Source organism: Streptomyces sp. NPDC007346 (genome assembly GCF_040703535.1).
GTDB lineage: Bacteria > Actinomycetota > Actinomycetes > Streptomycetales > Streptomycetaceae > Streptomyces.
On record NZ_JBEYKR010000048.1, the window covers coordinates 1 to 26,379 of the forward strand.

Here is a 26,379-nt window from a genome sequence, read left to right on the forward strand (position 1 = left end):
CGTCGACGTCACCGGGCCACCGGACCACCGGGAAGTCCTGGCGCAGGTCACGTCCGCGGTGCGCTCCGGTGCTCGGCGTCCTGCCGGTCACCCTCCACCGGCCCGGCCGGATCCGCGGGTGCCGCCGCCGTCCGCCGGCGGCTCCGGGAGACCGCCACACCTGCCAGGCAGAGCAGCCCGCCGAGGACGCCGAGCAGGGTCGGCACCTCGTCCAGCAGCACCCACGCCATGAGCACCACCAGCGCCGGGACCGCGTACGTGGTGGCGCCCATCCGGCCCGCGGTGGTCCGGGCCAGCGCGTAGCCCCAGGTGGTGAAGGCCAGGGCGGTCGGGAAGACGCCCAGGTAGATCATGTTCAGCGTGGCGGACATCGGCGCGTCGCCCGCCTCGGAGATCAGCACCCCGGTGAACGGCAGGCAGGCGACGGCGCCGATCAGGCAGCCGAAGGTGTTGATCTGGAGCGAGGAGCCGTACGCGAGCGCCGGCTTCTGGCTCACCACACCCAGCGCGTACGCCACCGCGGCCAGCAGGCAGAGCGCCACACCCAGCACGGACGAGCTGCCGTGCCCGGACATCGCGAGGCCGACGACGACCGCGCCGGAGAACGAGATGCCCATCCCCAGCAGCAGGCGGCGCGGCAGCCCCTCGCCGAGCATCCGGGCACCCATCAGCGCCATCAGGATCGGCCCGATGTTCACCAGCATCGCCGCCGTCCCGGCGTCGACCTCCTGCTCGCCCCAGTTGAGCGCCACCATGTAGAGCCCGAACCACAGCACCCCGGATGTGACGATCCCGCGCCAGGCGCCCCGTCCGGGGAGCCCCTCCCGGCGTACGAGCAGGATCGCCCCGAGCACCAGGACACCGGAGACGAGCCGCCCCAGGGCCAGCGCGCCGGGGGAGTAGGCCTCGCCCGCGCTGCGGATGGAGACGAAAGCGGAGGCCCACAGGACCACGGTGGTGCAGGCGGCGGCGGTGGCCCGCCAGGATCGGGTGGGCGCGGAGGAGGCCGGGGCTGCCGGGGTCGTCGTCATGGCCACGACCGTAGGGCCCGAACGGTTCGGCCCCCACCGAATTGTGGGAGACCGTCAATCGACGGACCGCCACCCGGCCCACCCGGCCTGAGAACGCCACCGCGCCCCGAGCACCGCTTCCGCGCCCAGAGCCCTGCCGGGGCGGGCCGCATGCGCGTCGCCCCGTCCCGTCAGCCCTCGGCGGCGCCGCCGATCGCCCCGGCATCCACCCCCAGCGCCTCCGACAGGCCCCGCGCCCCCAGCGGCGTCACCCGCACCGCCCTCCCCGACCCGAACCTCTCGCACCACCCCGCCTCCAGCACATACGCGCACAGCGCCGCGCCCGCCGCCCCCGCGAGATGCGGCCGCCGCTCCGTCCAGTCCAGGCACCCCCGCACCAGCGGCCGCCGCCCGGCCCCGTCCAGCGCGATGCCGAGCTCGCCGAACCAGTCGAGCCCCGCCCCGGTCAGCGCGAACCCGGTGTCCTGCCGCAGCAGCCCCCGTACGGTCATCGCCTCGGTGATCCGGATGCCGAGGCGTCCGGCGAGATGGTCGTAGCAGGTACGCCCCCGGGCCAGCGCGCTGCTGACGCTCGCCGCCCGCAGGGTGCGCGGCGGCTCGGGCGCCCCGGGCAGCACGTGCGAGGCCAGCTCCTCCACCAGGTGCGCGACCCGCTCGTCGGCCAGCCGTACGTACCGGTGCCGCCCCTGCCGCTCCTCGGTGAGCAGCCCGCCCGCCACCAGCCGCCCCAGGTGCTCGCTGGCGGTGGAGGGGGCGACCGAGGCGTACCGGGCCAGCTCCCCGGCGGTCCAGGCCCGTCCGTCGAGCAGGGCGAGGCAGAAGGAGGCACGGGTCCCGTCCGCGAGCAGGGCGGCCAGCGCGGCGAGGCGCGGGGCGGCGGCGTCGTGCGGCCGGGCCCGCGTCGAACTGCCCGTGGGGCGAGGTGAACGGTCCATGGGTCCAGGATGCGTCAAGGACGTTTCGGCGCCGCCCGAATCGTGGCCGTGGCCCCGCCCGCCGGCCGCGCGTACTCCTCGTACTGGAGCGCCAGCCCGTCCAGCAGCGCCCGCAGCCCCGTCTCGAAGGCCCCCTCGTCCACCTGCCGCCGGTGGTCGGCCAGAAGGTGCGCCTGGCCCAGGTGCGGGTAGTCGGCGGGGTCGTAGGCGCTCTCGTCGTCGACGAAGCCTCCGGCGAAGGAGCCCAGCGCCGAACCGGTGATGAAGTAGCGCATCAGCGCCCCGATCCGGGTCGCCTGCGCGGGCGGCCACCCGGCCCCCACCATCGCCCCGAACACCGCGTCGGCCACCCGCAGCCCCGCCGGGCGCCGCCCCGGGCCCCGGGCGAGGACCGGGACGATGTGCGGGTGCGCGGCGAGGGCGGCCCGGTAGGAGAGCGCCCAGTCGTGCAGGGCCGCCCGCCAGTCCCGGGGGTCGGACTCCTCGAACATCGACAGGTCGACCTGTGCGGAGACGGCGTCGGCGACCGCGTCGAGGATCTCGTCCTTGTTGCGGAAGTGGTTGTAGAGCGAGGGCCCGCTGACCCCCAGGACGGCCGCCAGCCGGCGCGTGGAGACCGCGTCGAGCCCTTCGGCGTCCACGAGCGCGCTCGCCGCCTCGACGATGCGGTCTCTGCTGAGGAGGGGCTTGCGCGGTCGGGCCATGCGGCTCATAGTAGGCGCTGCGAACCAGAAACTAGCAGTGCTAATTAAGTGTTGTGCGAGAGGTGGGGTGGTGCGCGATGGACCTGGAGCTCAGTCAGGAGCAGGAAGCCGTCCGGCGGCTGGCCGAGGAGTTCGTGGCCCGTGAGGTCGCACCGCACGTCGTCGCGTGGGACCGGGCCGAGAATGTCGACAGGTCGATCGTGAAGAAGCTCGGCGCGCTCGGCTTCCTCGGCCTCACGATCCCCGAGGAGTACGGCGGATCGGGCGGCGACCACCTCGCGTACTGCCTGGTCACCGAGGAGCTCGGCCGCGGTGACTCCTCCGTGCGCGGCATCGTCTCCGTCTCGCTCGGCCTGGTCGCCAAGACGATCGCCTCCTGGGGGAGCGAGGAGCAGAAGCGGCAGTGGCTGCCGGGGCTCACCTCGGGCGAGGCGATCGGCTGCTTCGGCCTCACCGAGCCCGGCACCGGCTCGGACGCCGGGAACCTCGCCACCAGGGCCGTACGCGACGGCGGTGACTACGTCATCGACGGCACCAAGATGTTCATCACCAACGGCACCTGGGCCGATGTGGTGCTGCTCTTCGCCCGCACGAACGACGCCCCCGGCCACCGCGGCGTCTCCGCCTTCCTCGTCCCGGCCGACGCCCCCGGCCTCACCCGCCGCACCGTCCACGGCAAGCTCGGCCTGCGCGGCCAGGCCACCGCCGAACTGGTCCTCCAGGACGTCCGCGTACCGGCCACCGCCCTCCTCGGCCCCGAGGGCAAGGGCTTCTCCGTCGCCATGTCGGCCCTCGCCAAGGGCAGGATGTCGGTCGCGGCGGGCTGCGTGGGCATCGCCCAGGCCGCCCTGGACGCGTCCGTGCGGTACGCCGGTGAGCGCGAGCAGTTCGGCAAGGGCATCGCCGGACACCAGCTCGTCCAGGAGCTGCTCAGCGACATATCCGTGGACGTCGAGGCGGCCCGGCTGCTCACCTGGCGGGTCGCCGATCTCGTCGACCGGGGCCAGGAGTTCGCCACCGCCGCCTCCCAGGCCAAGCTGTACGCCTCCGAAGCCGCTGTCCGCTGCGCCAACAACGCCATCCAGGTCTTCGGCGGCTACGGCTACATCGACGAGTACCCGGTCGGCAAGCTGCTCCGCGACGCCCGCGTGATGACCCTCTACGAGGGCACCAGCCAGATCCAGAAGCTCATCATCGGCCGCGCGCTGACGGGTGTCTCGGCGTTCTGACGGGTGTCATCCCGCCCCGCCGGCACCCGGTTCGTACGGGTGTCTGAGTACGCGCCTGAGTACGGGCGCGGATGTGGCGCACGCCACGTCGGCGGATGCTGAACCCATGAGTGACACGACATCGGTCAAGCAGCAGAGCACCGCCGCCTTCTACGGCCAGGCCGTCGCCTCCTTCCTGGTGGCGATGGGCGCGGTGGCCCTCGGTATCTTCTTCCTCGACGCCGACGCCTGGGTGCGGGGCTTCCTCGCCATCGGGGTGCTCTACCTCGTCACGTCCTGCTTCACGCTGGCCAAGGTGATCAGGGACCGCCAGGAGGCCGGGCAGATCGTCAGCCGGGTCGACCAGGCCCGGCTGGACAAGATCCTCGCCGAGCACGACCCCTTCCAGAAGCTCTGATCCGGCACCAGGACCCGTCGCCGCCGGTGGACATCCCCTAAGCGCTTGCTCAGGTTCGGGGTATGGTGTTCGTCCTGTTGACGGAGAGGGGCCCTGGGCGATGAGTACGGCGGAGGAGACGAGCGGCGACGATGCTCCCTGGGGCGAGGTCACGCCCGAGGCGGCCAGGCGGCTCCTCGTCGCCGCGGTCGACGCCTTCGCCGAGCGCGGGTACCACGCGACCACCACCCGCGACATCGCCGGCCGGGCCGGGATGAGCCCGGCCGCCCTCTACATCCACTACAAGACGAAGGAAGAGCTGCTCCACCGGATCAGCAAGATCGGCCACGACCGGGCGCTGTACGTCCTTCAGGCCGAGGCCGACCGGGACGGCGCCGCCGCCGAGCGGCTCGCCGGAGCCGTACGGTCCTTCGTCCGCTGGCACGCCGAGCGCCACACCACCGCGCGCGTCGTCCAGTACGAGCTGGACGCCCTCGCCCCCGAGCACCGCACCGAGATCGTCGAACTGCGCCGCAGGAGCGACGCGGTGGTGCGCCGGATCATCAGCGAGGGGGTGCGGGCGGGGGAGTTCGACGTCCCCGACGTCCCCGGCACCACGCTCGCGGTCCTCTCCCTCTGCATCGACGTGGCGCGCTGGTTCAACGCCCAGGGCAGCCGCACGCCCGACGAGGTCGGCGCGCTCTACGCCGACCTCGTCCTGCGGATGGTCGGAGCCCCGCCGCAGCCGTAGGGCTCTGCGCGGCGCGCCTCAGGAGGGGTGGCGCGCCTCAGAAGTAGTAGCGCGACACCGACTCGGCCACGCAGGCGGGCTTCTCGCCGCCCTCGCGCTCGACCGTGACGAGCGCGGTGACCTGCACGCCGCCCCCGGCCTCCTCGACCTTGGTGAGCACCGCGGTGGCCCGCAGCCGTGAGCCGACCGGGACGGTGGAGGGGAAACGGACCTTGTCGGTCCCGTAGTTGATGCCCATCTTCACGCCCTCGACCCGCATCACCTGCGGCACCAGCGCGGGCAGCAGCGAGAGCGTCAGATAGCCGTGCGCGATGGTGGTACCGAACGGCCCGTCCGCCGCGCGCTCCGGATCCACATGGATCCACTGGTGGTCACCGGTCGCGTCGGCGAACCCGTCGATCCGCTTCTGGTCGACCTCCAGCCAGTCGCTGTGCCCGAGCTGCTCCCCCACTCCCTCGCGCAGCTCCTGTACGGACGTGAAGATCTTCGGCTCTGCCATGTTCCGGTTCCCTGCCTTCCGGCTCTCCGCGCCTTCCGGCGCGATGTCTAAGCGCTTGCTCAGCATCGTGGTGCGGTGCGTTCCTGTCAACGACGGAGGCCGGTTCCGTGGCGGGAGCAGTAGGGTCTGAGGAGTGCCACAGATCCCACAGACACTCAACGAACTCTCGGTCGGCCAGCTCTCGGCGCGCAGCGGCGCCGCGGTCTCCGCCCTGCACTTCTACGAGTCCAAGGGCCTGATCAGCAGCCGCCGCACCAGCGGCAACCAGCGCCGCTACTCGCGCGACGCCCTGCGCCGTGTCGCCTTCGTGCGGGCGGCGCAGCGCGTCGGCATCCCGCTGGCGACGATCCGGGACGCGCTCGCCTCCCTGCCCGAGGAGCGCACCCCGAACCGGGAGGACTGGGCCCGTCTCTCCGAGGCCTGGCGCCAGGAACTGGACGAGCGGATCAAGCAGTTGCACCGGCTGCGCGACCACCTCACCGACTGCATCGGCTGCGGGTGCCTGTCGCTGGAGAACTGTGTGCTGTCCAACCCCGACGACATCTCCGGCGAACGGATCACCGGCTCGCGCCTGATGCCCGAGCGCAAGCAGGGCCCGGCGGCGGGGGAGGGGAACGGCTGACCCGGGGGCCGGTCACGCGCCCTGCCGTGCCGGCCGTACGTCCCCCCGCGCCCGCCTAGGTTCTCCGCACCGGCCGTATGTCCCGGTCCGAGGGCCGCCCGGCCCCGGACGTCTCTCGCCGCAACCGCACCGCCGCGTCCACCAACTCCGCGTTCGAGCGGGCGGGGCGGCCGTCCGGCAGCACCGTCACGTCCTCCGCGCCGATCCGCGTCGCCAGGCCGAGCCGGAAGGCCAGCGCCGCCACCGGCCACGCGCCGCCGTCCTCCCCGTGCAGCAGCACCGGGCGGCCGTGGGCGGTGCCCACCTCGGCGAGGAGCAGCCGGGCCGTGCCGGTCGCCGTCGCCGGGTCCGTGTCGGTGACCTCGGCCAGCACCCGCAGGACCCGGGGTGCCAAGGGGGAGCGGCGGAAGAGGCGGTGCCCCTCCGTGCCCGACCAGATCCCGGCCTCCACGCCCACGCCCCGCTCCAGCAGGGCGGCGGCCAGCTCCTCGGCGCCCGGCTCGTGCCAGTTGACCGAGGCGTGGTCGGGCAGCACCGTCCACTCCCGCACCCGCTCCACCCGGCGCGCCGGATCGGGCTCCGCCCAGGCGCCCGTCGTCACCCCGACCGGGACGCGCACCGCCGCCCGTATCGCCGTCAGCGTCGCGGCCACCACCCGGGGCGAGAGCGTGTCCTGCCCGCAGGGGGTCCGCGGATGCACATGGATGTCGGCGGCACCGGCGGCGACGGCTTCGGCCGCCGACCGGGCCAGCGCTTCGGGGGACAGGGGCACGGCGGCCGAAGCCTCCGCACCACGCCGGCCGTTCAGGCAGACCTGGATCATGTCCCGATGGTGGCATCCGCCACTGACAACGGGCCCGGGACCAGCGGCCCCCAAGGCGGCGGGCCCCGGAAACGTCCTACGCCGCTGCCGCCGCGGCGGGCCTCCGGTGCCGTACCAGCCGGGCCCTGGCCAGCGTGTGGTCCGTCAGCACCGGCCGCGGCACCGCGATCCCGCACGCCGTGCACACCGGACCCGACCACGGCTCGTGCCCGCGCTCCCGCTCCTGCCGCCACTCGATCCCCGTGGCCGCACAGACCGGGCAGGCGGAGCCGGGGCCCGAGCCGAGCGCCGCGATCAGCCGGCGCAGCACCTCGGCGAGCGGCTCGCTGGGGTGGACCTCCGGGTCCGCGCAGCGGGCCACCCCGTGGCCGCCCCACGTCCGGCGGTGCCAGTCGTCGAAGGCGCCGGGCCGCCGCAGGCCCTCGTGCTTCTCGCGCCTCCGCCGCTCGGCGAACCCCGCCTCGTACGCGAGCCAGATGGCCCGTGCCTCCTCCAGCTCCTCCAGGGCGCCCAGCAGGCGCGCCGGATCGGGCGCCCGGTCCTCGGGATCGATCCCGTGCCGGGCGCACAGATGGTCCCAGGTCGCCCGGTGGCCGTACGGGGCGAACCTCTCCAGGCACTTGCGCAGCGAGTACCGCCGCAGGGCCAGATCGCCCCGCGGATCGCGGACCTGTCTCGCAAGACTCCGGAAACCGGCCATGTCTGCCACCTCCGTCGTTCGTCCTTCGGCGTCAAGGAGTGGACGTACGCCTGCCCGTTTCGGCTCCATCGAAAGGTGGAAACCGTCCATTGGCTGAGACTTTCCACGTCGGAGGGGAGTCACCGACGGAGGTGGACCGGCGCACGGACGGGTGGTGAAGGGGAGCGCGGACGTGCGGGGCCCGGTGGCGGGGCGGTGGCCGGAGAGCCCTGCGCATCCGACGGCCGACCGGGGAAATGCGGTGGCAGCGCCTTCGACGGGTGCGGTTGAGTGCCCCCATGACAGCAGTCTCCCCCCGCCTGGAAAAGGTCACGCCCGACACGGTGCTCGCCGCCTGTCGGCTGGAAGTCGCGCCCGAGCAGCGGAAGTTCGTCGCACCGGTGGCGCAGTCCCTGGCCGAGGCCTATGTGCACCCCGACACCGCCTGGCCCCGGCTGATCCGCGACGGCGACCGCGTCGTGGGCTTCGTGATGGCCTTCTTCGACGTCCCGTTCGCCTACGACGACCTGCCGGGCGCCGCGCCGCGCTCCGGTCTCTGGCGGCTCGCCGTCGCCGCCGGGGAGCAGGGCCGGGGGTACGGGCGGTTCGCGGTGGGCGCGGTGAACGAGGAGATCCGCCGGCGTGGCGGAAGGCTCTCGACGGTGACCTGGCACCCCGGCGAGGGCGGCCCCGAGGAGTTCTACCTCCGGCTCGGCTACCGCAAGCGGGGCCTGACCGGCGACGGCGAGTACCTCGGCGACCTGGAGCTCGGGGACTGAACCCCGGCGGGCCGGGCGCCCGCGCGAAGGCCCGGCGCCCCGCTGCCACCCGCCCCGAAGGGCTCGACGCCCCGCTCCCGCCCCGCCCGCACTACCCCCCGTACCGCAGATACCTCCGCCGCTTCGCGCGGAACGCCGTCAGGTCCGCCCGCCACGCGTCCACCACCGCGTCCGTGTCCGCCCCCGCGTCGATCATCGTGCGGACCCGGGTGTTCCCGGTGAGCTTGTCGATCCAGTTGTCCGGGCGCCAGGCGAACCCGCTCCACGTCCGCTTCGCCGTCACCAGCAGGGCGATGCCGGTGCGGACCGGGTCGAAGGCCTCCCGGTCCTGGACGTGCACCTGGACCCCGCCGACCGTCGTCCCCTCGAACTTGGAGAACGTCGGCGCGAAGTACGCCTCCCGGAAGGCGACCCCCGGCAGCCGCAGCGCGTTCGCCGCGGCGGCCCAGCGGTGGTCGACGCCCTCCGCGCCCAGCAGCTCGAAGGGCCGCGTGGTGCCCCGGCCCTCGGAGAGGTTCGTGCCCTCGAAGAGGCAGGTGCCGGAGTAGACGAGGGCCGTCTCGGGCGTCGGCATGTTCGGGCTCGGCGGCACCCACGGCAGCCCGGTGTCGTCGAAGAAGTCCGACCGCCGCCACCCCGACATCGTCACCACCTCCAGCCGTACCGGATTCTCGTGCAGGAACTCCGCGTTGAAGAACAGCGCCAGCTCCGCCACCGTCATCCCGTGCGCCTGGGCGATCTCCCGGCGGCCGACGAACGTCGCGAACGCCGGGTCCAGCACCGGCCCCAGCGCCGCCCGCCCGCTCACCGGGTTCGGCCGGTCCAGCACCACCAGGCGCTTGCCCGCGAGCGCCGCCGCCTCCATGCAGTCGTACAGCGTCCAGATGTACGTGTAGAAGCGCGCGCCCGCGTCCTGGATGTCGAAGACGACCGTGTCCACGCCCGACGCGGTGAAGATGTCCGCGAGCGGCTGCCCGCTGGTGAGGTACGTGTCGTAGACCGGCAGCCCCGTCACCGGATCGTCGTAGCGCCCCTCCGAGCCGCCCGCCTGCGCGGTGCCCCGGAAGCCGTGCTCTGGCCCGAAGACGGCGGTCAGCTCCACCCGGGAGTCCGGGTGCATCACGTCGACGATGTGCCGTACGTCGGCGGTGACACCGGTCGGGTTGGTGACGACGCCGACCTTCTGGCCCCGCAGCAGCCGGTAGCCCTCGGCCGCCAGCCGGTCGAAGCCGGTACGGACCCGGCCGCGCCCGTGCCCGGGGCCGCGGACGGAGGCGGCGGCTCCACCGGTACCGGCCGCCGTCGCCGCGACCGCTCCCACGGCGCCTCCGGCGGCCAGCAAACCACGTCGGGACAGGCTCATTCCGCTACCTCCACGATCGCGCCGACTGTCATGACCACGCACGCTAGCGCGGCCGCGGGCCGCACGGAACGACCCGGGCCGCGCCGATTCGCCGAACGGGGCCGCCCCCTCACCGACCTGCGCCGGGGCCCTTCCCGACCCTTCCCCGATGACATACCGACCGGTTAGTCTGCCGCTGGGGGCGGGCCGGAGAGCAGGCGTACGGAAGGCGGGACGACGATGGGTACGGCGGATACGGTGCGAGGCGCCGGCGTAGTGGTCACCGGGGCCGGAGGCGGCATCGGCGCCGCTCTGGCCCGCAGGTTCGCGGAGCGGGGGGCGCGGGTCGTCGTCAACGATCTCGACCTCGCGCGCGTCGAACCGCTGGCGGAGGAGATCGGCGGGACCGCGGTCGCCGGGGACGCCTCGGACATCGTGGAGGCCGCCCGCGACGCGCTGGGCGGCACGGTGGACGTCTACTGCGCCAACGCCGGACTCGCCTCGCCCGGTGACGTGTTCGCCGACGAGGAGGTCTGGACCGCCGCCTGGGACGTCAACGTGATGGCCCACGTCCGGGCGGCCAGGGCCCTGCTGCCGCAGTGGCTGGAGCGCGGCGGCGGACGCTTCGTCACCACCGCGTCCGCCGCCGGGCTGCTGACGATGATCGGCGCGGCCCCGTACAGCGTCACCAAGCACGGGGCGGTCGCCTTCGCCGAGTGGCTCTCGCTCACCTACCGCCACCGCGGCGTCAAGGTGCACGCGATCTGCCCGCAGGGTGTGCGTACGGATATGCTCACCGCCGCGGGTTCGGCCGGCGAGCTGGTGCTCGCCCCCGGGGCCATCGAGCCGGACGCCGTCGCCGACGCGCTGTTCGACGCGATGGAGGCCGACCGCTTCCTGGTCCTGCCGCACCCCGAGGTGGCCGGGTACTACCGGGCCCGCGCCGAGGACCCCGACCGATGGATGGGCAACATGAACCGCCTCCAGCAGAAGTGGGAGGCGAGCGGCGCATGAACGCCCCGGCCCCCGGCGACCCGGCCCGCGACACCCCGGCCCCCGGCGACCCGGCCGGTGCCTCCCCGGCCCCGGTCGGCAAGCTCCACGCCGACGCGGCTCCGCCCCGCGAGCCCACCGCCGCCTCGCCGCCCCCCGCCGGCGAGCCCGCCGCCGTCCCGCCCCCCAACGGCTCCCGCTACGCGGCCAAGCCCTGGCTCGCCCTCCTCAGCGACGCCCAGCGCGCCGAACTGCACCCGGCCGCCACCGTGCTGCACGCCTTCCGGGACGCGGTGGAGCGGGCCCCCGACAGCCGCCCGGCCCTCGCCTACTTCGACGGGCGGCTCAGCTACCGCGAGACCGACGCGCTCTCCGACTCGGTCGCCGGGCACCTCGCCTCCCGGGGCCTGCGGCGCGGCGACCGGGTCGCGATCATGCTCCAGAACAGCCCGCACTTCGTCCTCGCGCTCCTCGGCGCGTGGAAGGCCGGGGCCACCGTCGTACCGCTCAACCCGATGTACAAGTCCGGCGAGGTCGGCCACGTCCTCGCGGACGCCGGGGTCACCGCGCTGATCTGCTCGGACCGGGCCTGGGCCGTGTATCTGCGGGAGACCGCGGCCGCCGCCCCGGAACTCACCATCGCGCTGACCGCCTGCGAGCTGGACCTCCAGTCCGTGAACGACCCCCGCGTCCTCGGCTTCGAACGGCTCCCCGCCCCCGGCCCCGACGACCTGCTGACCGTCGCCCGCGCCGGCCACGCACCCCCCGGCGGCCGGACGGTCACCGCCGAGGACACGGCGTTGATCAGCTACACCTCCGGGACCAGCGGCACCCCCAAGGGCGCCATGAACTCCCACGCCAACATCATGGTCAACGCCGAACGGCAGCGCGCCGGGCATCCCCTGGCCGGGGGCTCCGTCTACTTCGCGCTCGCCCCGCTCTTCCACATCACCGGCATGGTCTGCCAGCTCGCCGCCTGCGTCGCCAACGCGGGCACCCTGGTCCTGGCCCACCGCTTCGAGGCGGGCGTCGTCCTCGAGGCCTTCGCCACCCACCGCCCCGCCTACACCGTCGGCCCCTCCACCGCCTTCATGGCCCTGGCCGCCCACCCCGACGCCACCCCGGACCACTTCGCCTCCTTCCAGGTGATCTCCTCCGGCGGCGCCCCGCTGCCGCCCGCGCTGGTGGAGAAGTTCCGCGCCGGCTTCGGCCCGTACATCCGCAACGGCTACGGACTCACCGAGTGCACCGCCCCCTGCGCCTCGGTCCCGCCCGACCGAGAGGCGCCCGTGGACCCGGTCTCCGGCACCCTCTCCGTGGGCGTGCCCGGCTCCGACACCGTCGTACGGATCCTCGACGAGGCGGGGCGGGAGGTGCCCTTCGGGGAGCAGGGCGAGATCGCCGTGCGCGGCCCCCAGGTCGTCTCCGGCTACTGGAACCTCCCCGAGGCCACCGAGGCCGCCTTCCCGGACGGTGAGCTGCGCACCGGCGACATCGGGTTCATGGACCCGGCGGGCTGGCTCTACGTCGTCGACCGCAAGAAGGACATGATCAACGCCTCCGGGTTCAAGGTCTGGCCCCGCGAGGTGGAGGACGTCCTGTACACCCACCCGGCGGTGCGCGAGGCGGCCGTCGTGGGCGTGCCCGACCCGTACCGGGGGGAGACGGTACGGGCCTATGTCAGCCTGCGTCCGGGCACATCCGTCGAACCGGGCGAGCTGGGGACGTACTGCGAGGAAAGGCTCGCCGCGTACAAGTATCCGCGCGAGGTGGAGATCCTGGCCGAGCTGCCGAAGACGGCGAGTGGGAAGATCCTCAGGCGGGAACTGCGTTCCTCCCGTTAGAACCGCGTCGAAACAGCGAACGCACGGTATGAAAGGCAGGTGGCGGCTCATGGCCAAGGCGACGGAGCAGAACGGCACTCCCGTCCCCCAGAGGCTGCTGGCCGCCGCCACCCGGCTCTTCGCCGAGCGCGGGTACGACCGCACCTCGGTCCAGGAGATCGTCGAGGCGGCGGGCGTCACCAAGGGGGCGCTCTACCACTACTTCGGCTCCAAGGAGGACCTGCTCCAGGAGGTCTACGCCCGGGTGCTGCGGCTCCAGCAGGAGCGGCTGGACGCCTTCGCGGACGCCGAGGCCCCCGTCGAGCAGCGGCTGCGCGACGCGGCGGCCGACGTGGTCGTCACGACCATCGACAACCTGGACGACGCCGCGATCTTCTTCCGCTCCATGCACCACCTGAGCCCGGAGAAGAACAAGCAGGTACGGGTGGAGCGCCGCCGCTACCACGAGCGGTTCCGGGCGCTGATCGAGGAGGGGCAGCGCAGCGGGGTCTTCTCCACCGCCACCCCCGCCGACCTGGTGGTCGACTACCACTTCGGCTCGGTCCACCACCTCTCCACCTGGTACCGCCCGGACGGCCCGCTCAGCCGCCAGCAGGTCGCCGACCACCTCGCGGACCTGCTGCTGCGGGCCCTGCGCCCGTAACTCCCCTTCGGGGACGGTCATTTCCCCGCGTTCCAAACGCGGCACGGTGTTCGTTAATAGAACGGACACGTCCGGTTTCCGCTCTTGACGGAACACTGTCACCTCATTGACCATCGGTCACGCATCGCACGGGCCATCGGCCGTGCGGTGCGCACCACCAGCTCCAGGACCCGGTCCCCGTTCCACGGCCGGGTGCCCCCCGCACGTTCCGTCAGTCCCCGAACGGAATCCGGAGCCTCATCATGAGACCGAACCGCCTCACCCTGCGCAGATCCCCGGCGGCCGTCGCCGCCGTCGCCCTGGCAGCCCTCCTCGCCACCGCCGCGCCCACCGCGCAGGCGGCCCCGGCGTCGGCCCCGGCGAGCGCCGCCGTCGCGGCGCCCGACATACCCCTGGCCAACGTCAAGGCCCACCTCACGCAGTTCTCGACGATCGCCGCGAACAACGGCGGCAACCGCGCCCACGGCCGCCCCGGCTACAAGGCGTCCGTCGACTACGTGAAGGCCCGCCTCGACGCGGCCGGATACACCACGTACATCCAGCAGTTCACCGCCAGCGGTGCCACCGGCTACAACCTGATAGCCGACTGGCCCGGCGGCGACCCGAACAAGGTCGTGTTCGCCGGGGCCCACCTGGACTCCGTCTCCTCCGGCGCCGGGATCAACGACAACGCCTCCGGCTCGGCCGCCGTCCTGGAGACCGCCCTCGCCGTCGCGCGCTCCGGCTACCAGCCCGACAAGCACCTGCGGTTCGGCTGGTGGGGCGCGGAGGAGCTGGGCCTGGTCGGCTCCAGGTACTACGTCAACAACCTGCCGGCCGCCGAGCGTGCCAAGATCTCCGGCTACCTCAACTTCGACATGATCGGCTCGCCCAACGCCGGCTACTTCGTCTACGACGACGACCCGGTCATCGAGAAGACCTTCAAGGACTACTACGCGGGCCTCGGCGTCCCCACCGAGATCGAGACCGAGGGCGACGGCCGCTCCGACCACGCCCCGTTCAAGACGGCGGGCGTCCCCGTCGGCGGCCTCTTCAGCGGCGCCAGCCGGACCAAGACGGCGGCCCAGGCGCAGAAGTGGGGCGGAACGCAGGGCCAGGCCTTCGACCGTTGCTACCACTCCTCGTGCGACACCACGGCGAACATCAACGACACCGCCCTGGACCGCAACAGCGACGCTGTCGCCCACGCGGTCTGGACCCTCTCCGCGGGCTCCACGGGCGAGCCGCCCGCGGGCGACGTCTACACCAACTCCACCCGGGTCGCCGTCCCGGACGCCGGGGCCGCCGTGACCTCGACGATCACGGTCTCCGGCCGGACCGGCAACGCCCCCGCCGCCCTCCAGGTGGGCGTGGACATCAAGCACACCTACCGCGGTGACCTGGTGATCGACCTGCTGGCACCGGACGGCACCGCCTACCGGCTGAAGAACTCCAGCAGCGGTGACTCGGCGGACAACGTCATCACGACGTACACCGTCAACGCCTCCGCCAAGGCCGCCAACGGCGCCTGGAAGCTCCGGGTGCAGGACATCGCCCGGTACGACACCGGCTACATCGACAGCTGGAAGCTCACCTTCTGACCCCCGGGCGACCCCGGCGCGGCCCCCTCCCCAGGAGGGGGCCGCACCCGGTTCAGAGGTACCGCTTGATCTCCCGCCGCGCCAGCGAGCGCTGGTGCACCTCGTCCGGGCCGTCCGCCAGCCGCAGCGTCCGCGCCGACGCCCACAGCTCGGCCAGCGGGAAATCCTGGCTCACCCCGCCCGCACCGTGCAGCTGCACCGCGGAGTCCAGGATGTCCACCACCGCGCGCGGGGTGGCGATCTTGATGGACTGGATCTCGGTGTGCGCGCCCTTGTTGCCGACCGTGTCCATCAGCCAGGCCGTCTTCAGCACCAGCAGCCGCAGCTGCTCCACCGTCACCCGGGCGTCCGCGATCCAGTTCTGCACGACGCCCTGCCGGGCGAGCGGCTTGCCGAACGCCGTACGTTCCACCGCCCGGCGGCACATCAGCTCGATGGCCCGCTCCGCCATCCCGATCAGCCGCATGCAGTGGTGGATCCGCCCCGGACCCAGCCGCGCCTGCGCGATGGCGAAACCACCGCCCTCCTCGCCGATCAGGTTGGCCGCGGGCACCCGCACGTCGTGGAAGACCACCTCGGCGTGGCCGCCGTGGGAGTGGTCCTCGTACCCGTACACCCGCATCGCGCGCCGCACTTCGAGGCCCGGGGTGTCGCGCGGCACCAGGATCATCGACTGCTGACGGCGGATGTCGTCGCCGTCCGGGTCGGTCTTGCCCATCACGATGAAGACCGCGCAGTCCGGGTTCATCGCCCCGGAGATGTACCACTTGCGGCCGTTGACGACATAGTCCTCGCCGTCCCGGACGATCCGGGTCTCGATGTTCGTCGCGTCCGACGACGCCACCTCCGGCTCCGTCATCGCAAAGGCGGAGCGGATCTCCCCGGCCAGCAGCGGCTCCAGCCACCGCTTCCGCTGCTCGTCCGTGCCGAACTGGGAGAGCACCTCCATGTTCCCGGTGTCCGGGGCCGCGCAGTTCAGCGCGGTCGGCGCCAGGTGCGGGGAGCGGCCGGTGATCTCCGCGAGCGGCGCGTACTGGAGGTTGGCCAGCCCGGCCCCGTACTCCGCGTCGGGCAGGAAGAGGTTCCACAGCCCCTGCCGCCGCGCCTCGGCCTTCAGCTCACCCACCACCGCCGGGGTGTCCCACGGCGAGGCGAGGAGCGCCCGCTGCTCCTCCGCGACCCGCTCGGCCGGGTACACGTGCTCGTCCATGAAGGCGAGCAGCCGGCTCCGCAGCTCCTCGGTACGCGCGTCGAATGCGAAGTCCATGGGTGTGTCAGCCTTCCTGGAGAGTGGTGAGGCCGTGCTCGATGAAGACGGGGACCAGCTCGCCGATCTGATCGAAACCGGCGCCGACGGTCCGGCCGAGGGTGTAGCGGTAGTGGATGCCCTCCAGGATCACGGCGAGCTTGAACCAGGCGAACGCCGTGTACCAGGAGATGGCGGAGGTGTCCCGGCCCGACCCGGCGGCGTACCGCTCGACCAGCTCGGCGGGCGAGGGGTGTCCGGCGGCGCCGCTGGTGGTGGAGACGGGGGAGTGCGGCAGGTCGAGGTCGGAGCTGTACATCACCAGGAGCCCGAGGTCGGTCAGCGGGTCGCCCAGGGTGGACATCTCCCAGTCCAGGACGGCGTTGATGCTCTCGTCCGGGCCGAGCAGCACGTTGTCCAGGCGGTAGTCGCCGTGGACGACGGTGGGCGCGGGGGACGCGGGCAGCTCGCGGCCGAGGGTGGCGTGCAGCTCGTCGATGCCGGCCAGTTCGCGGTTGCGGGAGGCGTCCAGCTGCTTGCCCCAGCGCCGCAACTGCCGGTCCAGGAACCCGTCCGGGCGCCCGAAGTCCCCGAGCCCGACGGCCACCGGGTCCACGGCGTGCAGGTCGACCAGCGTGTCGACGAGGGCCAGGACGGCGGCCCGGGTGCGCTCGGGGCCCAGCGGGGCGAGTTGCTCGGCCGTGCGGTACGGAGTGCCCTCGACGTACTCCATGACGTAGAACGGCGCACCGAGCACCGAGTCGTCCTCGCAGAGCAGCAGAGTCTCCGGCACGGGCACGGCGGTGGGGTGCAGCGCGCTGATCACCCGGTGCTCGCGCTTCATGTCGTGCGCGGTGGCCAGCACATGGCCCAGCGGCGGCCGGCGCACCACCCACCGGCCCGTCCCGTCGCCGACGAGGTACGTGAGGTTCGAGCGGCCGCCCTCGATCAGCCGCGCTTCGAGGGGGCCGCGCACCAGCCCCGGCCGCTCGCGGTCGAGGTGGCCACGCAGCAGCTCCGGGTCGAGACCTGGTGGGGGGAGTGAGCTCATGGTGCGTACCTCCGGGGCGATGGAACGATCGGTGACCACGATCGCTGACCATGATGCCGACCAGTCGGTATGTCGTCCAGTGAACTCCCGCACGAACTGCCTCGACCGGGCGGGGGAGGGGCGTCCGGACCTCGGCGGCGAACCGCGTCACTGAACACAGTTCATGTACGTGTACGCGCGTGCCGCTCACAGCGGCCGCCCGGGGCACCCCGCCCGTGCGCTCCCCAGCCGTACGCCCTGAGTTGCGGTGGCCCCGCCCCGCACGGAAGGTCGAGGGATGAAGGCGATCAGCTACAACACGTACGGCTCGGCCGACGTCCTGGAGTACGGCGAGCGGCCCGACCCCAAGGTCGGCCCCGACTCGGTCCTGGTGAAGGTGCGGGCGGCGGCGGTCAACCCGGTCGACTGGAAGGCCCGGGAGGGCTACCTCCAAGGTGGCCTCGAAGCCGTCTTCCCGGTGATCCCCGGCTGGGACGTCTCCGGTGTGGTCGTGCAACCGGGCGTCGCCGTCGACGAGTTCGCGGTCGGGGACGAGGTGATCGGTTACGTCCGGGAGGACTTCCTCTCCCGGGGTACGTTCGCCGAGTACGTCGCCGCCCCCGTGCGGACCCTCGCCCGCAAACCGCTCAGCCTGAGCTTCGAGGAGGCCGCCGGCCTGCCACTGGCCGGGCTCACCGCGTACCAGGTGCTGCACCGCACCCTGAAGATCCGCAGCGGCGACACCGTCCTCGTCCACGCGGCGGCGGGCGGCGTCGGCTCCCTGGCCGTACAGCTCGCCCGCCACACCGGCTGCCGGGTCATCGGCACCGCGAGCCCCCGCAACCACGACCACGTACGCAGCCTCGGCGGCGAACCCGTGGAGTACGGGGAGGGGCTCGCCGAGCGGCTGCGGGAGCTGGTCCCCGAGGGCATCGACGCCGCCTTCGACACGGTGGGCGGTGACACGCTGCGGGTCTCGGCCGAGACCCTCGCCGAGGGCGGCCGGCTCGCCTCGATCGCCGACAGCGAGGTCTTCTCGTACGGGGGGCGCTACGCCTTCGTCCGGCCCGACGCGCACGACCTGGCCCAGCTCGCGGAGCTGGCCGAGCAGGGCATCGTCACCGTCCACGTGGATCAGGTCTTCCCGCTGGAAGAGGCGGCCGAGGCGTACCGCCTCAACCAGGAGGGGCGCACCCGGGGCAAGATCGTGGTCACGGTGGACTGGGACGGCTGAGCGGACCGGGCGGTCGCGCTCGCGACAGCGTGGCCGCCGCGACAGCGTGGCCGCCGTGCCCACCGCGACCGCCGTGCCCACCGCGACCGTTGTGAGCGCCGCGAAGGCTCGGAGCCGCTGGGCCGCCCCCGGCCCTCACACCAGCATGACCACCGCGAACACCGCGAACGCCACCGTGCACAGCGCCGCCGTCAGCGCCCCGCGCGGCGCGAGCGGCTCCGGCCGTGCCACGCCCATGCGCCGCACCCTGCGGTGGGCCACCGCCAGGAGCCCCAGCCAGGCCACCGAGGTCAGCGCCACCGCGACCAGCGCGGCCGGGGTCGCGCCGCTGTGCAGCGCCTGCCGCCCGGCGAGCAGCGCCACCACCGTGGCGGACAGCGTGGTGCGCCGCCAGGCGAGCCGGGTCCGCTCGGGCTGGAGCCCGGGGTCCCGGTCGGCCGCCGCCGTCACCGGCCCTCCCAGCCGAAGAGGACCACCACCACCATCGCGACGGCCACGACCGCGACCACGATGCCCAGCACCGTCGGGAACCGGGAGACCGGAAGGTCCTCCCCGCGCCGCATCGCCCGCTCGCACCGCACCCAGTGGTTGACCGCCCGCAGCGCGCACAGCACCCCGGCGGCGAGCAGCCCGAGGGCGAGCCCCGCCCGGACGCCCCAGGCCAGCTCCGGCAGGAACTGGTCCACGGCGAAGCCCCCGCCGATCAGGGCCAGCGCCGTCCGGATCCAGGCGAGGAACGTACGCTCGTTGGCCAGCGAGAACCGGTAGTCGGGGGTGGTCCCCTCGTCCCGGATCCGCTGCGGCGCGAACCACAGACGTACGCTCTGCGCGATCTTGTTCACACCGGCACCTCGGAGGTGTTCGGCCGCCCGGACCGGAACTCCTTCAGCCGCCGGTACGCCTCCACCCCGTCGGGCACCCACGGCCACTCCCCGAGGCGCTCCTCCACCTCCGCGTCGTCCAGGAAGGTGTGCCAGGCCACCTCCTCGGTCTGCGGGGCCACCGGCAGCTCGCACCGCACCTGATAGACGGCGGACCACCAGCTGTGCGTGTCATCGGTGTAGAGGAACCGGAACAGCGGCTCGGGCTCCGGCAGCCCCGAGACCCCCAGCTCCTCCTCCGCCTCGCGCAGCGCCGCCTCGTCGTAGGACTCGCCGGCGCCCACCACCCCGCCCACGAACATGTCGTAGTACGAGGGGAAGAGCAGCTTGGTGGGCGTCCGGCGGTGGACGAAGAGGCGCCCCTCGGCGTCGCGCGCCTCGATGAAGACACAGCGGTGGCGCAGACCCAGGGCGGTCGCCTCACCGCGCGGCGCCTGCCCGATGACCTCGTCTCTCTCGTCGACGATGTCCAGGATCTCGTCAGAAGGCGTCATACGTTTCATCCAACAGCACCCGGACGGTTGACGTGGCAGCGGCCGGTACCCAAGATCTGACGCACGGGTAACTTGTCACCCGGCTGACCCCCCCCGACTGGATGGAACCCATGGCGTACGACGCTGATGTGATCGTGATCGGGGCAGGGCTCGCCGGACTCGTGGCCACCGCCGAGCTGGTCGACGCCGGCCGTTCCGTGATCGTCCTGGACCAGGAGCCCGAGCAGTCCGTCGGCGGGCAGGCCCACTGGTCCTTCGGCGGCCTCTTCCTCGTCGACTCGCCCGAGCAGCGCCGGCTGCGGATCAAGGACAGCCGGGAGCTGGCGCTCCAGGACTGGTACGGCACCGCCGGGTTCGACCGCGCGGAGGACCACTGGCCCAGGAAGTGGGCCGAGGCGTACGTCGACTTCGCGGCCGGGGAGAAGCGCTCCTGGCTGCACCGGCAGGGGCTGCGGATCTTCCCGGTCGTCGGCTGGGCGGAGCGCGGCGGCTACGACGCGCGGGGCCACGGCAACTCCGTACCCCGCTTCCACATCACCTGGGGCACCGGCCCCGGCGTCGTCGCCCCCTTCGAGCGCCGGGTCCGCGAGGGTGTCGCCAAGGGGCTCGTCCGACTGAGGTTCCGCCACCGTGTCACGGGCCTCGCCCGTACGGCCGGGGCGCTGGACACGGTCACCGGGGAGATCCTGGAGCCGAGCGGCGCCGAGCGCGGCACCGCCAGCAGCCGGGAGGCGACCGGCGCCTTCGAGCTGAGGGCCCAGGCGGTGATCGTCACCTCCGGAGGCATCGGCGGCAACCACGACCTGGTCCGCTCCCAGTGGCCCCAGCGGCTCGGCACCCCGCCCGAGAAGATGCTCTCCGGCGTCCCCGCCCACGTCGACGGCCTGATGCTGGGCATCGCGGAGGAGGCGGGCGCCCACCACATCAACCGCGACCGGATGTGGCACTACACCGAGGGCATCGAGAACTGGAACCCGATCTGGGCCAGGCACGGCATCCGCATCCTGCCCGGCCCCTCCTCCCTCTGGCTCGACGCCCGGGGCAAGCGGCTGCCGGTCCCGCTCTTCCCCGGCTTCGACACGCTCGGCACCCTCGAACACATCACACGCTCCGGCCACGGCTACACCTGGTTCGTGCTCAACCGGCGGATCATCGGCAAGGAGTTCGCCCTCTCGGGCTCGGAGCAGAACCCGGACCTCACCGGCAAGTCGGTCCGCGACGTGCTCGGCCGGGCCCGCGCGGACGTGCCCGCACCGGTCAAGGCGTTCATGGACCACGGCGCCGACTTCGTCGTGGAGAAGGACCTGGACGCGCTGGTCAGGGGCATGAACGAGGTGACCGGCGACGACCTGATCGACGCGGCCGAACTGCGCCGCGAGATCACCGTCCGCGACCGCGAGATCGCCAACCCCTTCACCAAGGACCTCCAGGTCACCGCGGTCCACGGAGCCCGCGCCTACCTCGGCGACCGCCTCATCCGCACCGCCAGGCCCCACCGCATCCTGGACCCGGCGGCGGGCCCGCTGATCGCCGTACGCCTCAACATCCTCACCCGCAAGTCCCTGGGCGGCCTGGAGACGGACCTGTCCTCCCGGGTCCTGACCTCGCAGGGCACCCCGCTCCCCGGCCTGTACGCGGCGGGCGAGGCGGCCGGCTTCGGTGGCGGCGGGGTCCACGGCTACCGCTCGTTGGAGGGCACGTTCCTGGGCGGCTGCATCTTCTCGGGCCGGGCGGCGGGCCGGGCGGCGGCGAAGGCGGTCGCCACGTAACCCCTCCCAGGGCGGCGCCCCGGGGCCTCACCCGGCCGAACACCCGCCGCACCCCGGGCCCCTCACCCGGAGACTCCGCCCCCGTCCAGCCGCTCCACCACCCGAAACCGCTCAGCCACGATCATCGTCCCGTCATCCACCGTGAACGACGGATCGCCCATCGCCTCCCGCATCTCCTCGCTGTGCCAGAACCGCTCATGTGCCGCACGCCATTCGGCCACCGACCGATACCCCTCGCCCTCGTCGAGCGCATGGCGCAGACCGATCTCCCCGAGCGGCAGCACCCGTACGTCGGTCACCTCCACCACCGCCACCTCCCGCCCCCGCGAGTCGATCAGCGCGGACCGTTCGCCCACCGGTCCAGGCTCCTCACGCTCCAGCTCGTACTCGGCCAACAGCCCGGAGGTGGACACCTTCTCGCCGGAAAGGACCGCCGCCACCAGCCGGTCGCGCAACGGGCCGGGAAAGGCGAGGAGAAAGGGTTTCAGAGGTTCACGTGGCTCCATCCCGCCAGTGTGTCAGGCGTCACCCGCCACCCGCCCGCACCACCCGCACGCTGCGCGGACTCCTCTCCCGGTGCGACGACTTCCAGCCAACTATCCGGAAGGAGTGATGAGTTGGTAGAGACCTCCTCTTGACTCGGAGCATTCCCTGCCGCTTTGCTGTGCGCGATCATCTGCTCGCACACCGCGTCGAAAGAAGTCTGCGGCATGTCCCCGCCTCCGCCGCCCCTGGGCCGCTCCCGCCGCCGGGGCGGTCGCTCGGACCACACCTTCGACCCGGCTCTGGACGACCGCGAACTCGTCGACGCGCGCAGCCAGTTCACCCAGGGGCGCTGGGGCGGGGCCCGCGCGCTGCTGGTGGCCACCGGCAAGGACTGGGACCGCCGCGGACACCGCCTCCTGGCCCTCGCCGAGATCCCCTCCGCCGTGGACTGGGCCGGGGACTGGCTGCTCGCCGAACCCGAGAGCGCGGACGCCGCCGCCCTCCTCGGCTGCGCGTGCGTCGTACGGGCCCTGCGCCCCAAGGCCAAGGCCGGCGACGTGGCCCGCGCCCGTCAGGCCTGCCTCGCCGCCGCCCGGGTCACCCCCGACGACCCCACCCCGTGGCTCGCCCTGCTCCTGTTGGACCGGGGGCGCGACGACGGCGGTGACGAGACCGGCAGGCTCTTCGAGGAGGTCCGCTCCCGCCACCCCGAGCACCACCACGCCCACCACGTGATGACCGCCCAACTGGCCGAGAGCCGGCCCGACAGCGGCCAGGACCCGCTGCACGAGGTGTACGACTTCGCCGCCTGGGCCGCCGAGCAGGCCCCGGCCGACTCCCCGCTCGCCGTGCTCCCCGTCGTCGCCCACGCCGAGCGCTACCGCGTACTCGTCGCGGCGGGCAGCGAGCCGGACGACCCGGTGGCGTCGGGGCACTGGTCGGGCCGGCGGGCCCGGCAGGTGATGAAGAGCGCCTTCGACTGGTGGCTGGAGTGGGAGCGCGAGGACCACCCGCGCCACCACGTCGACCTCAACTTCCTGGCCCACGCCAAGGTCTGCGAGGGCCGGAGTGCCGAGGCCGCCGCCCTCTTCCACCGCATCGGCCCGCACGCCACGGCCGCCCCCTGGTCGTACGCGGGCCGCGACCCGTACGCGGCGTTCACCGCCGCCCGCGACCACGCGCTCGGCACCCCCTGATCAGCGCCTCACCGAGAGCCCAAGACCGAAGACCGAGGATCGAGAACCGAAGAAGGGACCACCCCCGCCATGTCGACGGGCAGTTCATTTCCAGGCAGGACCCGGCAGACCGGCACCACCGGGCCGGCGGGCGATACCGGCGGGATCAACACCTACAAGGGTGAGGAACGGGCCCTGCGGGCCAACCGCCTCGGCACCCCCGGCCTGCTGCTCTCCGTACTGGCCGCCAGCGCCCCCCTGATGGTGGTCGCCGGGGTGATGCCCACGGTCTTCGGCGTGATGGGCATCGTCGGCCAGCCCCTGCTCTACGTCATCCTCGGCGCCGTCCTGATGCTGTTCAGCGTCGGCTACGCGGAGATGAGCCGGCACGTCCACAACGCCGGCGCCTTCTACGCGTACATCGCCCGGGGCCTCGGCCCCACGGCCGGCGCGGGCGCCTCGCTCGTGGCGCTGGTGGCGTACAGCGCGATGCAGGTCGGCATCTACGGGATCCTCGGCTTCGAGGTCTCCGTCATCTTCTCCACGTACCTCGGCATCGACGTGCAGTGGTGGATCCCGGCGCTGATCTCGGTGGTCGTGGTCGGCGTCCTCGGCTGGCTGAAGATCGACCTCAACGCCAAGGTACTCGGCGTCCTGCTGGTCATCGAGTGCCTCCTCGTGGTGATCTTCGACATCGCCGCCGTCTCCAAGCCCGGCCCCGAGGGGCTCTCGCTGCACGCCTTCAACCCGGAGACCCTCACCGGCGCCGGGCTCTCCACCGCGCTCTGCTTCTGCATCGCCGCGTTCGTCGGCTTCGAGCAGGCGCCGGTCTACGCGGAGGAGACCAGCCGCCCGCAGATCGTGGTCTCCCGGGTGATGTTCCTCGCCGTGGGCTACGCGGCGCTCTTCCTCGCCATCAGCTCCTGGGCCCTGACCGTCGCCGCCGGACCCGGCTTCATCGCCGACACCTCCCTCAAGGAGGGCCCCGGCATGCTGTTCGGGCTCACCGAGGCGCGGCTCGGCTCCACCTTCACCGACATCCTGCACATCCTCTTCGTCACCGGCATGTTCGCCGCGCTCCTCAGCTTCCACAACGTGGTCGCCCGCTACGCGTTCGCCATGGGCCGCGAGGGTCTGCTGCCCGCCCGCTTCGGCCGCACCAACCGGGCGAGCGGCGCCCCCGGCACCGGTTCGCTGCTCCAGTCCGTCATCTCCGTCGTGATCGTGCTGGCCTTCGCCTTCACCGACGACAACCTCATCGGCGACCCCACCGTCCCCGTGCTGCGCCTCTTCACCTGGATGGGCAACGTCGGCGCGCTGGGCGTCATCCTGCTGATGGCCGCGGCCTCCTTCGCCGTGATCGCCTTCTTCGTCAAGCGCGGCGCGGGCCGCGTCCAGGCCCCGCGCCTGGTCGCCTCCGGCCTCGCCGGGATCGCGCTTCTGTCGATCGCCGTCTTCACCGTCCGCGACTTCGACGTCCTGGTGGGCTCCGGCTCCGGCTCGGTCCTCAACTGGCTGCTGCCCGGCGTGATCGTCCTCGCCCTGATCGGCGGCGTGATCTACGGAGCGGTCCTGCGCAAGGTCAAGCCCGAGGTGCACGCCCGGATCGGCCTCGGCAACGAGGCGTTCCAGCTGGAGAAGGCGGCCGAGAGCGAGGCCACCCGCCGCTGAACACCCCGTAACCCCTGCCCTGTACGTACGAGGTCCTGCCCTGTACGTACGAAATACGCACGAACGAAGTACGCACGAACGCGCCCGCCCCGGTGGGCTCCGGGGGCGGGCGCGTTCAGCCGTATCCGTACGGAGCCGCGACTGCCGTATCCGTACGGGGCCGCTACAGCAACAGCGACAGCAGCATGATGAAGGCCATCGCGACCACCGAGATGATCGTCTCCATCACCGACCAGGTCTTCACGGTCTGGCCGACGTCCATCCCGAAGTACTCCTTCACCAGCCAGAACCCGGCGTCGTTCACATGGCTGAAGAAGAGCGAACCGGCGCCGACCGCGAGGACCAGCAGGGCCGCGTGCGAGGTCGACATGTCGGCCGCGAGCGGGGCGACCAGTCCGGCGGCGGAGATGGTGGCGACCGTGGCCGAGCCGGTGGCGAGGCGGATCGCGACGGCGATCAGCCAGCCGAGCAGCAGGGCGGGGATCGACCAGTTCTCGGAGAAGTCCAGGATCATCTGGCCCACCCCGGCGTCGATCAGCGTCTGCTTGAAGCCACCGCCGGCGCCGACGATCAGCAGGATCCCGGCGATCGGGGCGAGCGACTTCTCCACGGTCCCGGCCAGCCGTCCCTTGGTGAACCCGGCGGCCCGGCCGAGGGTGAACATCCCGACCAGTACGGCGGCGAGCAGGGCGATCAGCGGTGAGCCGATCACCTCCGTGACCCGCTGGACGCTGTTCCCGGAGTCGTCCACCACGATCTCGACGAGCGCCTTGAGCAGCATGAGGACGACCGGCAGCAGGATCGTCACCAGGGTGGCGGCGAAGCTCGGGCGGCGGTCCAGTTCCTCGGACGGGCGCTGCGGGATCATCTTCTCCGGCGGCTCGATGTCCACCCAGCGCGCGGCGTAGCGGGCGAAGACCGGTCCGGCGATGATCACGGTCGGGACGGCGACCAGCACACCGAGCGCCAGCGTCACCCCGAGGTTGGCGTCCAGGGCGTCGATGGCGACCAGCGGGCCGGGGTGCGGCGGGATGAGCCCGTGCATCACGGAGAGTCCGGCCAGCGCCGGGATGCCGATCCGCATCAGGGAGAAGTTGCCGCGCTTGGCGACGAGCAGCACCACCGGGATCATCAGCACGATCCCGACCTCGAAGAAGAGCGGCAGACCGATGATCGAGGCGATCAGGACCATCGCCCACGGCATGGCCCGCCCGCTCGCCTTCGCCAGGATGGTGTCGACGATCTGGTCGGCCCCGCCCGAGTCGGCGAGCAGCTTGCCCAGAATGGCGCCGAGCGCGATGAGGACGCCCACGCTCGCGACGGTGGAGCCGAGCCCCGCGGTGAAACTGCCGATCGTGTCGGCCGGTGCCGCGCCCGCGAAGGAGCCGAGCGCCAGCGAACCGATGGTCAGCGCCAGGAACGCGTGCATCTTGAGCTTGGTGATCAGGAGAACGATGACGGCGATGCCCGCCAGGACGGCGATGCCCAACTGCGCGTTGCCTGCCGAGGTGATCGGTTCGGCGGCGTCCGCTGCCAGCATCTCGACGCTGAGACTGGTCACGG

At 72.8% G+C, this 26,379-nt stretch carries 27 protein-coding genes; 13 read left to right on the forward strand and 14 right to left on the reverse strand.

The window, feature by feature from the left end; genetic code table 11:
- Positions 1-47: 47 nt before the first annotated feature.
- From AB0917_RS15080 to AB0917_RS15090, 3 genes are all read right to left on the reverse strand, one after another.
- Positions 48-1,031 (reverse strand): DMT family transporter, encoded by a 984-nt coding sequence (locus AB0917_RS15080; protein WP_366819960.1) that lies wholly within the window; start codon positions 1,029-1,031, stop codon positions 48-50.
- A 170-nt stretch (positions 1,032-1,201) separates the two neighbouring features.
- Complete coding sequence (locus tag AB0917_RS15085) at positions 1,202-1,966, reverse strand: helix-turn-helix domain-containing protein (RefSeq protein WP_366819961.1); 765 nt, start codon at positions 1,964-1,966, stop codon at positions 1,202-1,204.
- A gap of 14 nt (positions 1,967-1,980) precedes the next feature.
- Positions 1,981-2,670 (reverse strand): TetR/AcrR family transcriptional regulator, encoded by a 690-nt coding sequence (locus AB0917_RS15090; RefSeq protein ID WP_366819962.1) that lies wholly within the window; start codon positions 2,668-2,670, stop codon positions 1,981-1,983.
- Positions 2,671-2,747: 77 nt separating this feature from the next.
- Between AB0917_RS15090 and AB0917_RS15095 the strand changes: the two genes are divergently transcribed.
- From AB0917_RS15095 to AB0917_RS15105, 3 genes are all read left to right on the forward strand, one after another.
- Complete coding sequence (locus AB0917_RS15095) at positions 2,748-3,899, forward strand: acyl-CoA dehydrogenase family protein (RefSeq protein WP_366819963.1); 1,152 nt, start codon at positions 2,748-2,750, stop codon at positions 3,897-3,899.
- Positions 3,900-4,005: 106 nt separating this feature from the next.
- Positions 4,006-4,296, forward strand: coding sequence for a YiaA/YiaB family inner membrane protein (locus AB0917_RS15100; protein ID WP_366819964.1), 291 nt, complete (start codon positions 4,006-4,008; stop codon positions 4,294-4,296).
- 100 nt (positions 4,297-4,396) lie between these two features.
- On the forward strand, positions 4,397-5,026 hold the full coding sequence (locus tag AB0917_RS15105) for a TetR/AcrR family transcriptional regulator (RefSeq protein ID WP_366819965.1): 630 nt from the start codon (positions 4,397-4,399) through the stop codon (positions 5,024-5,026).
- A 37-nt stretch (positions 5,027-5,063) separates the two neighbouring features.
- On the opposite strand, the gene AB0917_RS15110 is transcribed toward AB0917_RS15105, so the two are convergent.
- A complete protein-coding gene (locus AB0917_RS15110; protein ID WP_366819966.1) occupies positions 5,064-5,525 on the reverse strand; it encodes a MaoC family dehydratase in 462 nt (153 codons plus the stop codon).
- A gap of 133 nt (positions 5,526-5,658) precedes the next feature.
- On the opposite strand from AB0917_RS15110, the gene soxR reads away from it, so the two are divergent.
- Positions 5,659-6,147: a redox-sensitive transcriptional activator SoxR gene (gene soxR / locus AB0917_RS15115; protein ID WP_366819967.1), complete on the forward strand. Its 489-nt coding sequence runs from the start codon at positions 5,659-5,661 to the stop codon at positions 6,145-6,147.
- 55 nt (positions 6,148-6,202) lie between these two features.
- Here soxR and AB0917_RS15120 read toward each other — a convergent pair whose 3' ends face one another.
- Positions 6,203-6,970: a 3-keto-5-aminohexanoate cleavage protein gene (locus AB0917_RS15120; RefSeq protein ID WP_366819968.1), complete on the reverse strand. Its 768-nt coding sequence runs from the start codon at positions 6,968-6,970 to the stop codon at positions 6,203-6,205.
- A 76-nt stretch (positions 6,971-7,046) separates the two neighbouring features.
- A complete protein-coding gene (locus AB0917_RS15125; protein WP_366819969.1) occupies positions 7,047-7,670 on the reverse strand; it encodes a hypothetical protein in 624 nt (207 codons plus the stop codon).
- Between the two features lie 278 nt (positions 7,671-7,948).
- On the opposite strand from AB0917_RS15125, the gene AB0917_RS15130 reads away from it, so the two are divergent.
- A complete protein-coding gene (locus AB0917_RS15130) occupies positions 7,949-8,428 on the forward strand; it encodes a GNAT family N-acetyltransferase (RefSeq protein ID WP_366819970.1) in 480 nt (159 codons plus the stop codon).
- Positions 8,429-8,519: 91 nt separating this feature from the next.
- On the opposite strand, the gene AB0917_RS15135 is transcribed toward AB0917_RS15130, so the two are convergent.
- Positions 8,520-9,791 (reverse strand): DUF1343 domain-containing protein, encoded by a 1,272-nt coding sequence (locus AB0917_RS15135; RefSeq protein WP_366819971.1) that lies wholly within the window; start codon positions 9,789-9,791, stop codon positions 8,520-8,522.
- A 219-nt stretch (positions 9,792-10,010) separates the two neighbouring features.
- Here AB0917_RS15135 and AB0917_RS15140 point away from each other — a divergent pair, with 219 nt between their 5' ends.
- The 4 genes from AB0917_RS15140 (at position 10,011) to AB0917_RS15155 (ending at position 14,830) form a co-directional block, all read left to right on the forward strand.
- The gene (locus tag AB0917_RS15140) at positions 10,011-10,784 is read left to right on the forward strand and encodes an SDR family oxidoreductase (protein WP_366819972.1); all 774 of its coding nucleotides are present in this window, start codon (positions 10,011-10,013) and stop codon (positions 10,782-10,784) included.
- On the forward strand, positions 10,781-12,607 hold the full coding sequence (locus AB0917_RS15145; protein WP_366819973.1) for an AMP-binding protein: 1,827 nt from the start codon (positions 10,781-10,783) through the stop codon (positions 12,605-12,607). Before AB0917_RS15140 ends, AB0917_RS15145 begins: the two co-directional genes overlap by 4 nt.
- A 49-nt stretch (positions 12,608-12,656) precedes the next feature.
- A complete protein-coding gene (locus AB0917_RS15150) occupies positions 12,657-13,250 on the forward strand; it encodes a TetR/AcrR family transcriptional regulator (protein ID WP_366819974.1) in 594 nt (197 codons plus the stop codon).
- Positions 13,251-13,492: 242 nt separating this feature from the next.
- Positions 13,493-14,830 (forward strand): M28 family metallopeptidase, encoded by a 1,338-nt coding sequence (locus AB0917_RS15155; RefSeq protein ID WP_366819975.1) that lies wholly within the window; start codon positions 13,493-13,495, stop codon positions 14,828-14,830.
- A gap of 52 nt (positions 14,831-14,882) precedes the next feature.
- Here the strand turns inward: AB0917_RS15155 and AB0917_RS15160 are convergent, their stop codons facing one another.
- Both AB0917_RS15160 and AB0917_RS15165 read right to left on the reverse strand, forming a co-directional pair.
- On the reverse strand, positions 14,883-16,097 hold the full coding sequence (locus tag AB0917_RS15160) for an acyl-CoA dehydrogenase family protein (RefSeq protein ID WP_366819976.1): 1,215 nt from the start codon (positions 16,095-16,097) through the stop codon (positions 14,883-14,885).
- A gap of 7 nt (positions 16,098-16,104) precedes the next feature.
- On the reverse strand, positions 16,105-17,127 hold the full coding sequence (locus tag AB0917_RS15165) for a phosphotransferase family protein (RefSeq protein WP_366819977.1): 1,023 nt from the start codon (positions 17,125-17,127) through the stop codon (positions 16,105-16,107).
- Between the two features lie 277 nt (positions 17,128-17,404).
- On the opposite strand from AB0917_RS15165, the gene AB0917_RS15170 reads away from it, so the two are divergent.
- Positions 17,405-18,340, forward strand: coding sequence for an NADP-dependent oxidoreductase (locus AB0917_RS15170; RefSeq protein WP_366819978.1), 936 nt, complete (start codon positions 17,405-17,407; stop codon positions 18,338-18,340).
- A gap of 135 nt (positions 18,341-18,475) precedes the next feature.
- Here AB0917_RS15170 and AB0917_RS15175 read toward each other — a convergent pair whose 3' ends face one another.
- The 3 genes from AB0917_RS15175 to AB0917_RS15185 are packed head-to-tail and all read right to left on the reverse strand — an operon-like array spanning position 18,476 to position 19,715.
- On the reverse strand, positions 18,476-18,790 hold the full coding sequence (locus AB0917_RS15175; protein WP_366819979.1) for a DUF202 domain-containing protein: 315 nt from the start codon (positions 18,788-18,790) through the stop codon (positions 18,476-18,478).
- Entirely contained in the window at positions 18,787-19,182 is a 396-nt protein-coding gene (locus tag AB0917_RS15180; protein ID WP_366819980.1) for a DUF202 domain-containing protein, read from the reverse strand. Before AB0917_RS15180 ends, AB0917_RS15175 begins: the two co-directional genes overlap by 4 nt.
- Positions 19,179-19,715 (reverse strand): NUDIX domain-containing protein, encoded by a 537-nt coding sequence (locus AB0917_RS15185; protein ID WP_366819981.1) that lies wholly within the window; start codon positions 19,713-19,715, stop codon positions 19,179-19,181. The genes AB0917_RS15180 and AB0917_RS15185 overlap by 4 nt, the downstream gene beginning before the upstream one ends.
- A gap of 110 nt (positions 19,716-19,825) precedes the next feature.
- Between AB0917_RS15185 and AB0917_RS15190 the strand changes: the two genes are divergently transcribed.
- Entirely contained in the window at positions 19,826-21,484 is a 1,659-nt protein-coding gene (locus tag AB0917_RS15190; RefSeq protein WP_366819982.1) for an FAD-binding dehydrogenase, read from the forward strand.
- A 62-nt stretch (positions 21,485-21,546) separates the two neighbouring features.
- Here AB0917_RS15190 and AB0917_RS15195 read toward each other — a convergent pair whose 3' ends face one another.
- Positions 21,547-21,990, reverse strand: a complete 444-nt coding sequence (locus tag AB0917_RS15195) for an ASCH domain-containing protein (protein ID WP_366819983.1) — start codon at positions 21,988-21,990, stop codon at positions 21,547-21,549.
- 204 nt (positions 21,991-22,194) lie between these two features.
- On the opposite strand from AB0917_RS15195, the gene AB0917_RS15200 reads away from it, so the two are divergent.
- Both AB0917_RS15200 and AB0917_RS15205 read left to right on the forward strand, forming a co-directional pair.
- A complete protein-coding gene (locus tag AB0917_RS15200) occupies positions 22,195-23,166 on the forward strand; it encodes a hypothetical protein (RefSeq protein WP_366819984.1) in 972 nt (323 codons plus the stop codon).
- Positions 23,167-23,235: 69 nt separating this feature from the next.
- On the forward strand, positions 23,236-24,816 hold the full coding sequence (locus AB0917_RS15205; RefSeq protein WP_366819985.1) for an APC family permease: 1,581 nt from the start codon (positions 23,236-23,238) through the stop codon (positions 24,814-24,816).
- A 163-nt stretch (positions 24,817-24,979) separates the two neighbouring features.
- Here AB0917_RS15205 and AB0917_RS15210 read toward each other — a convergent pair whose 3' ends face one another.
- A complete protein-coding gene (locus AB0917_RS15210; RefSeq protein ID WP_366819986.1) occupies positions 24,980-26,377 on the reverse strand; it encodes a gluconate:H+ symporter in 1,398 nt (465 codons plus the stop codon).
- Positions 26,378-26,379 lie beyond the last annotated feature (2 nt).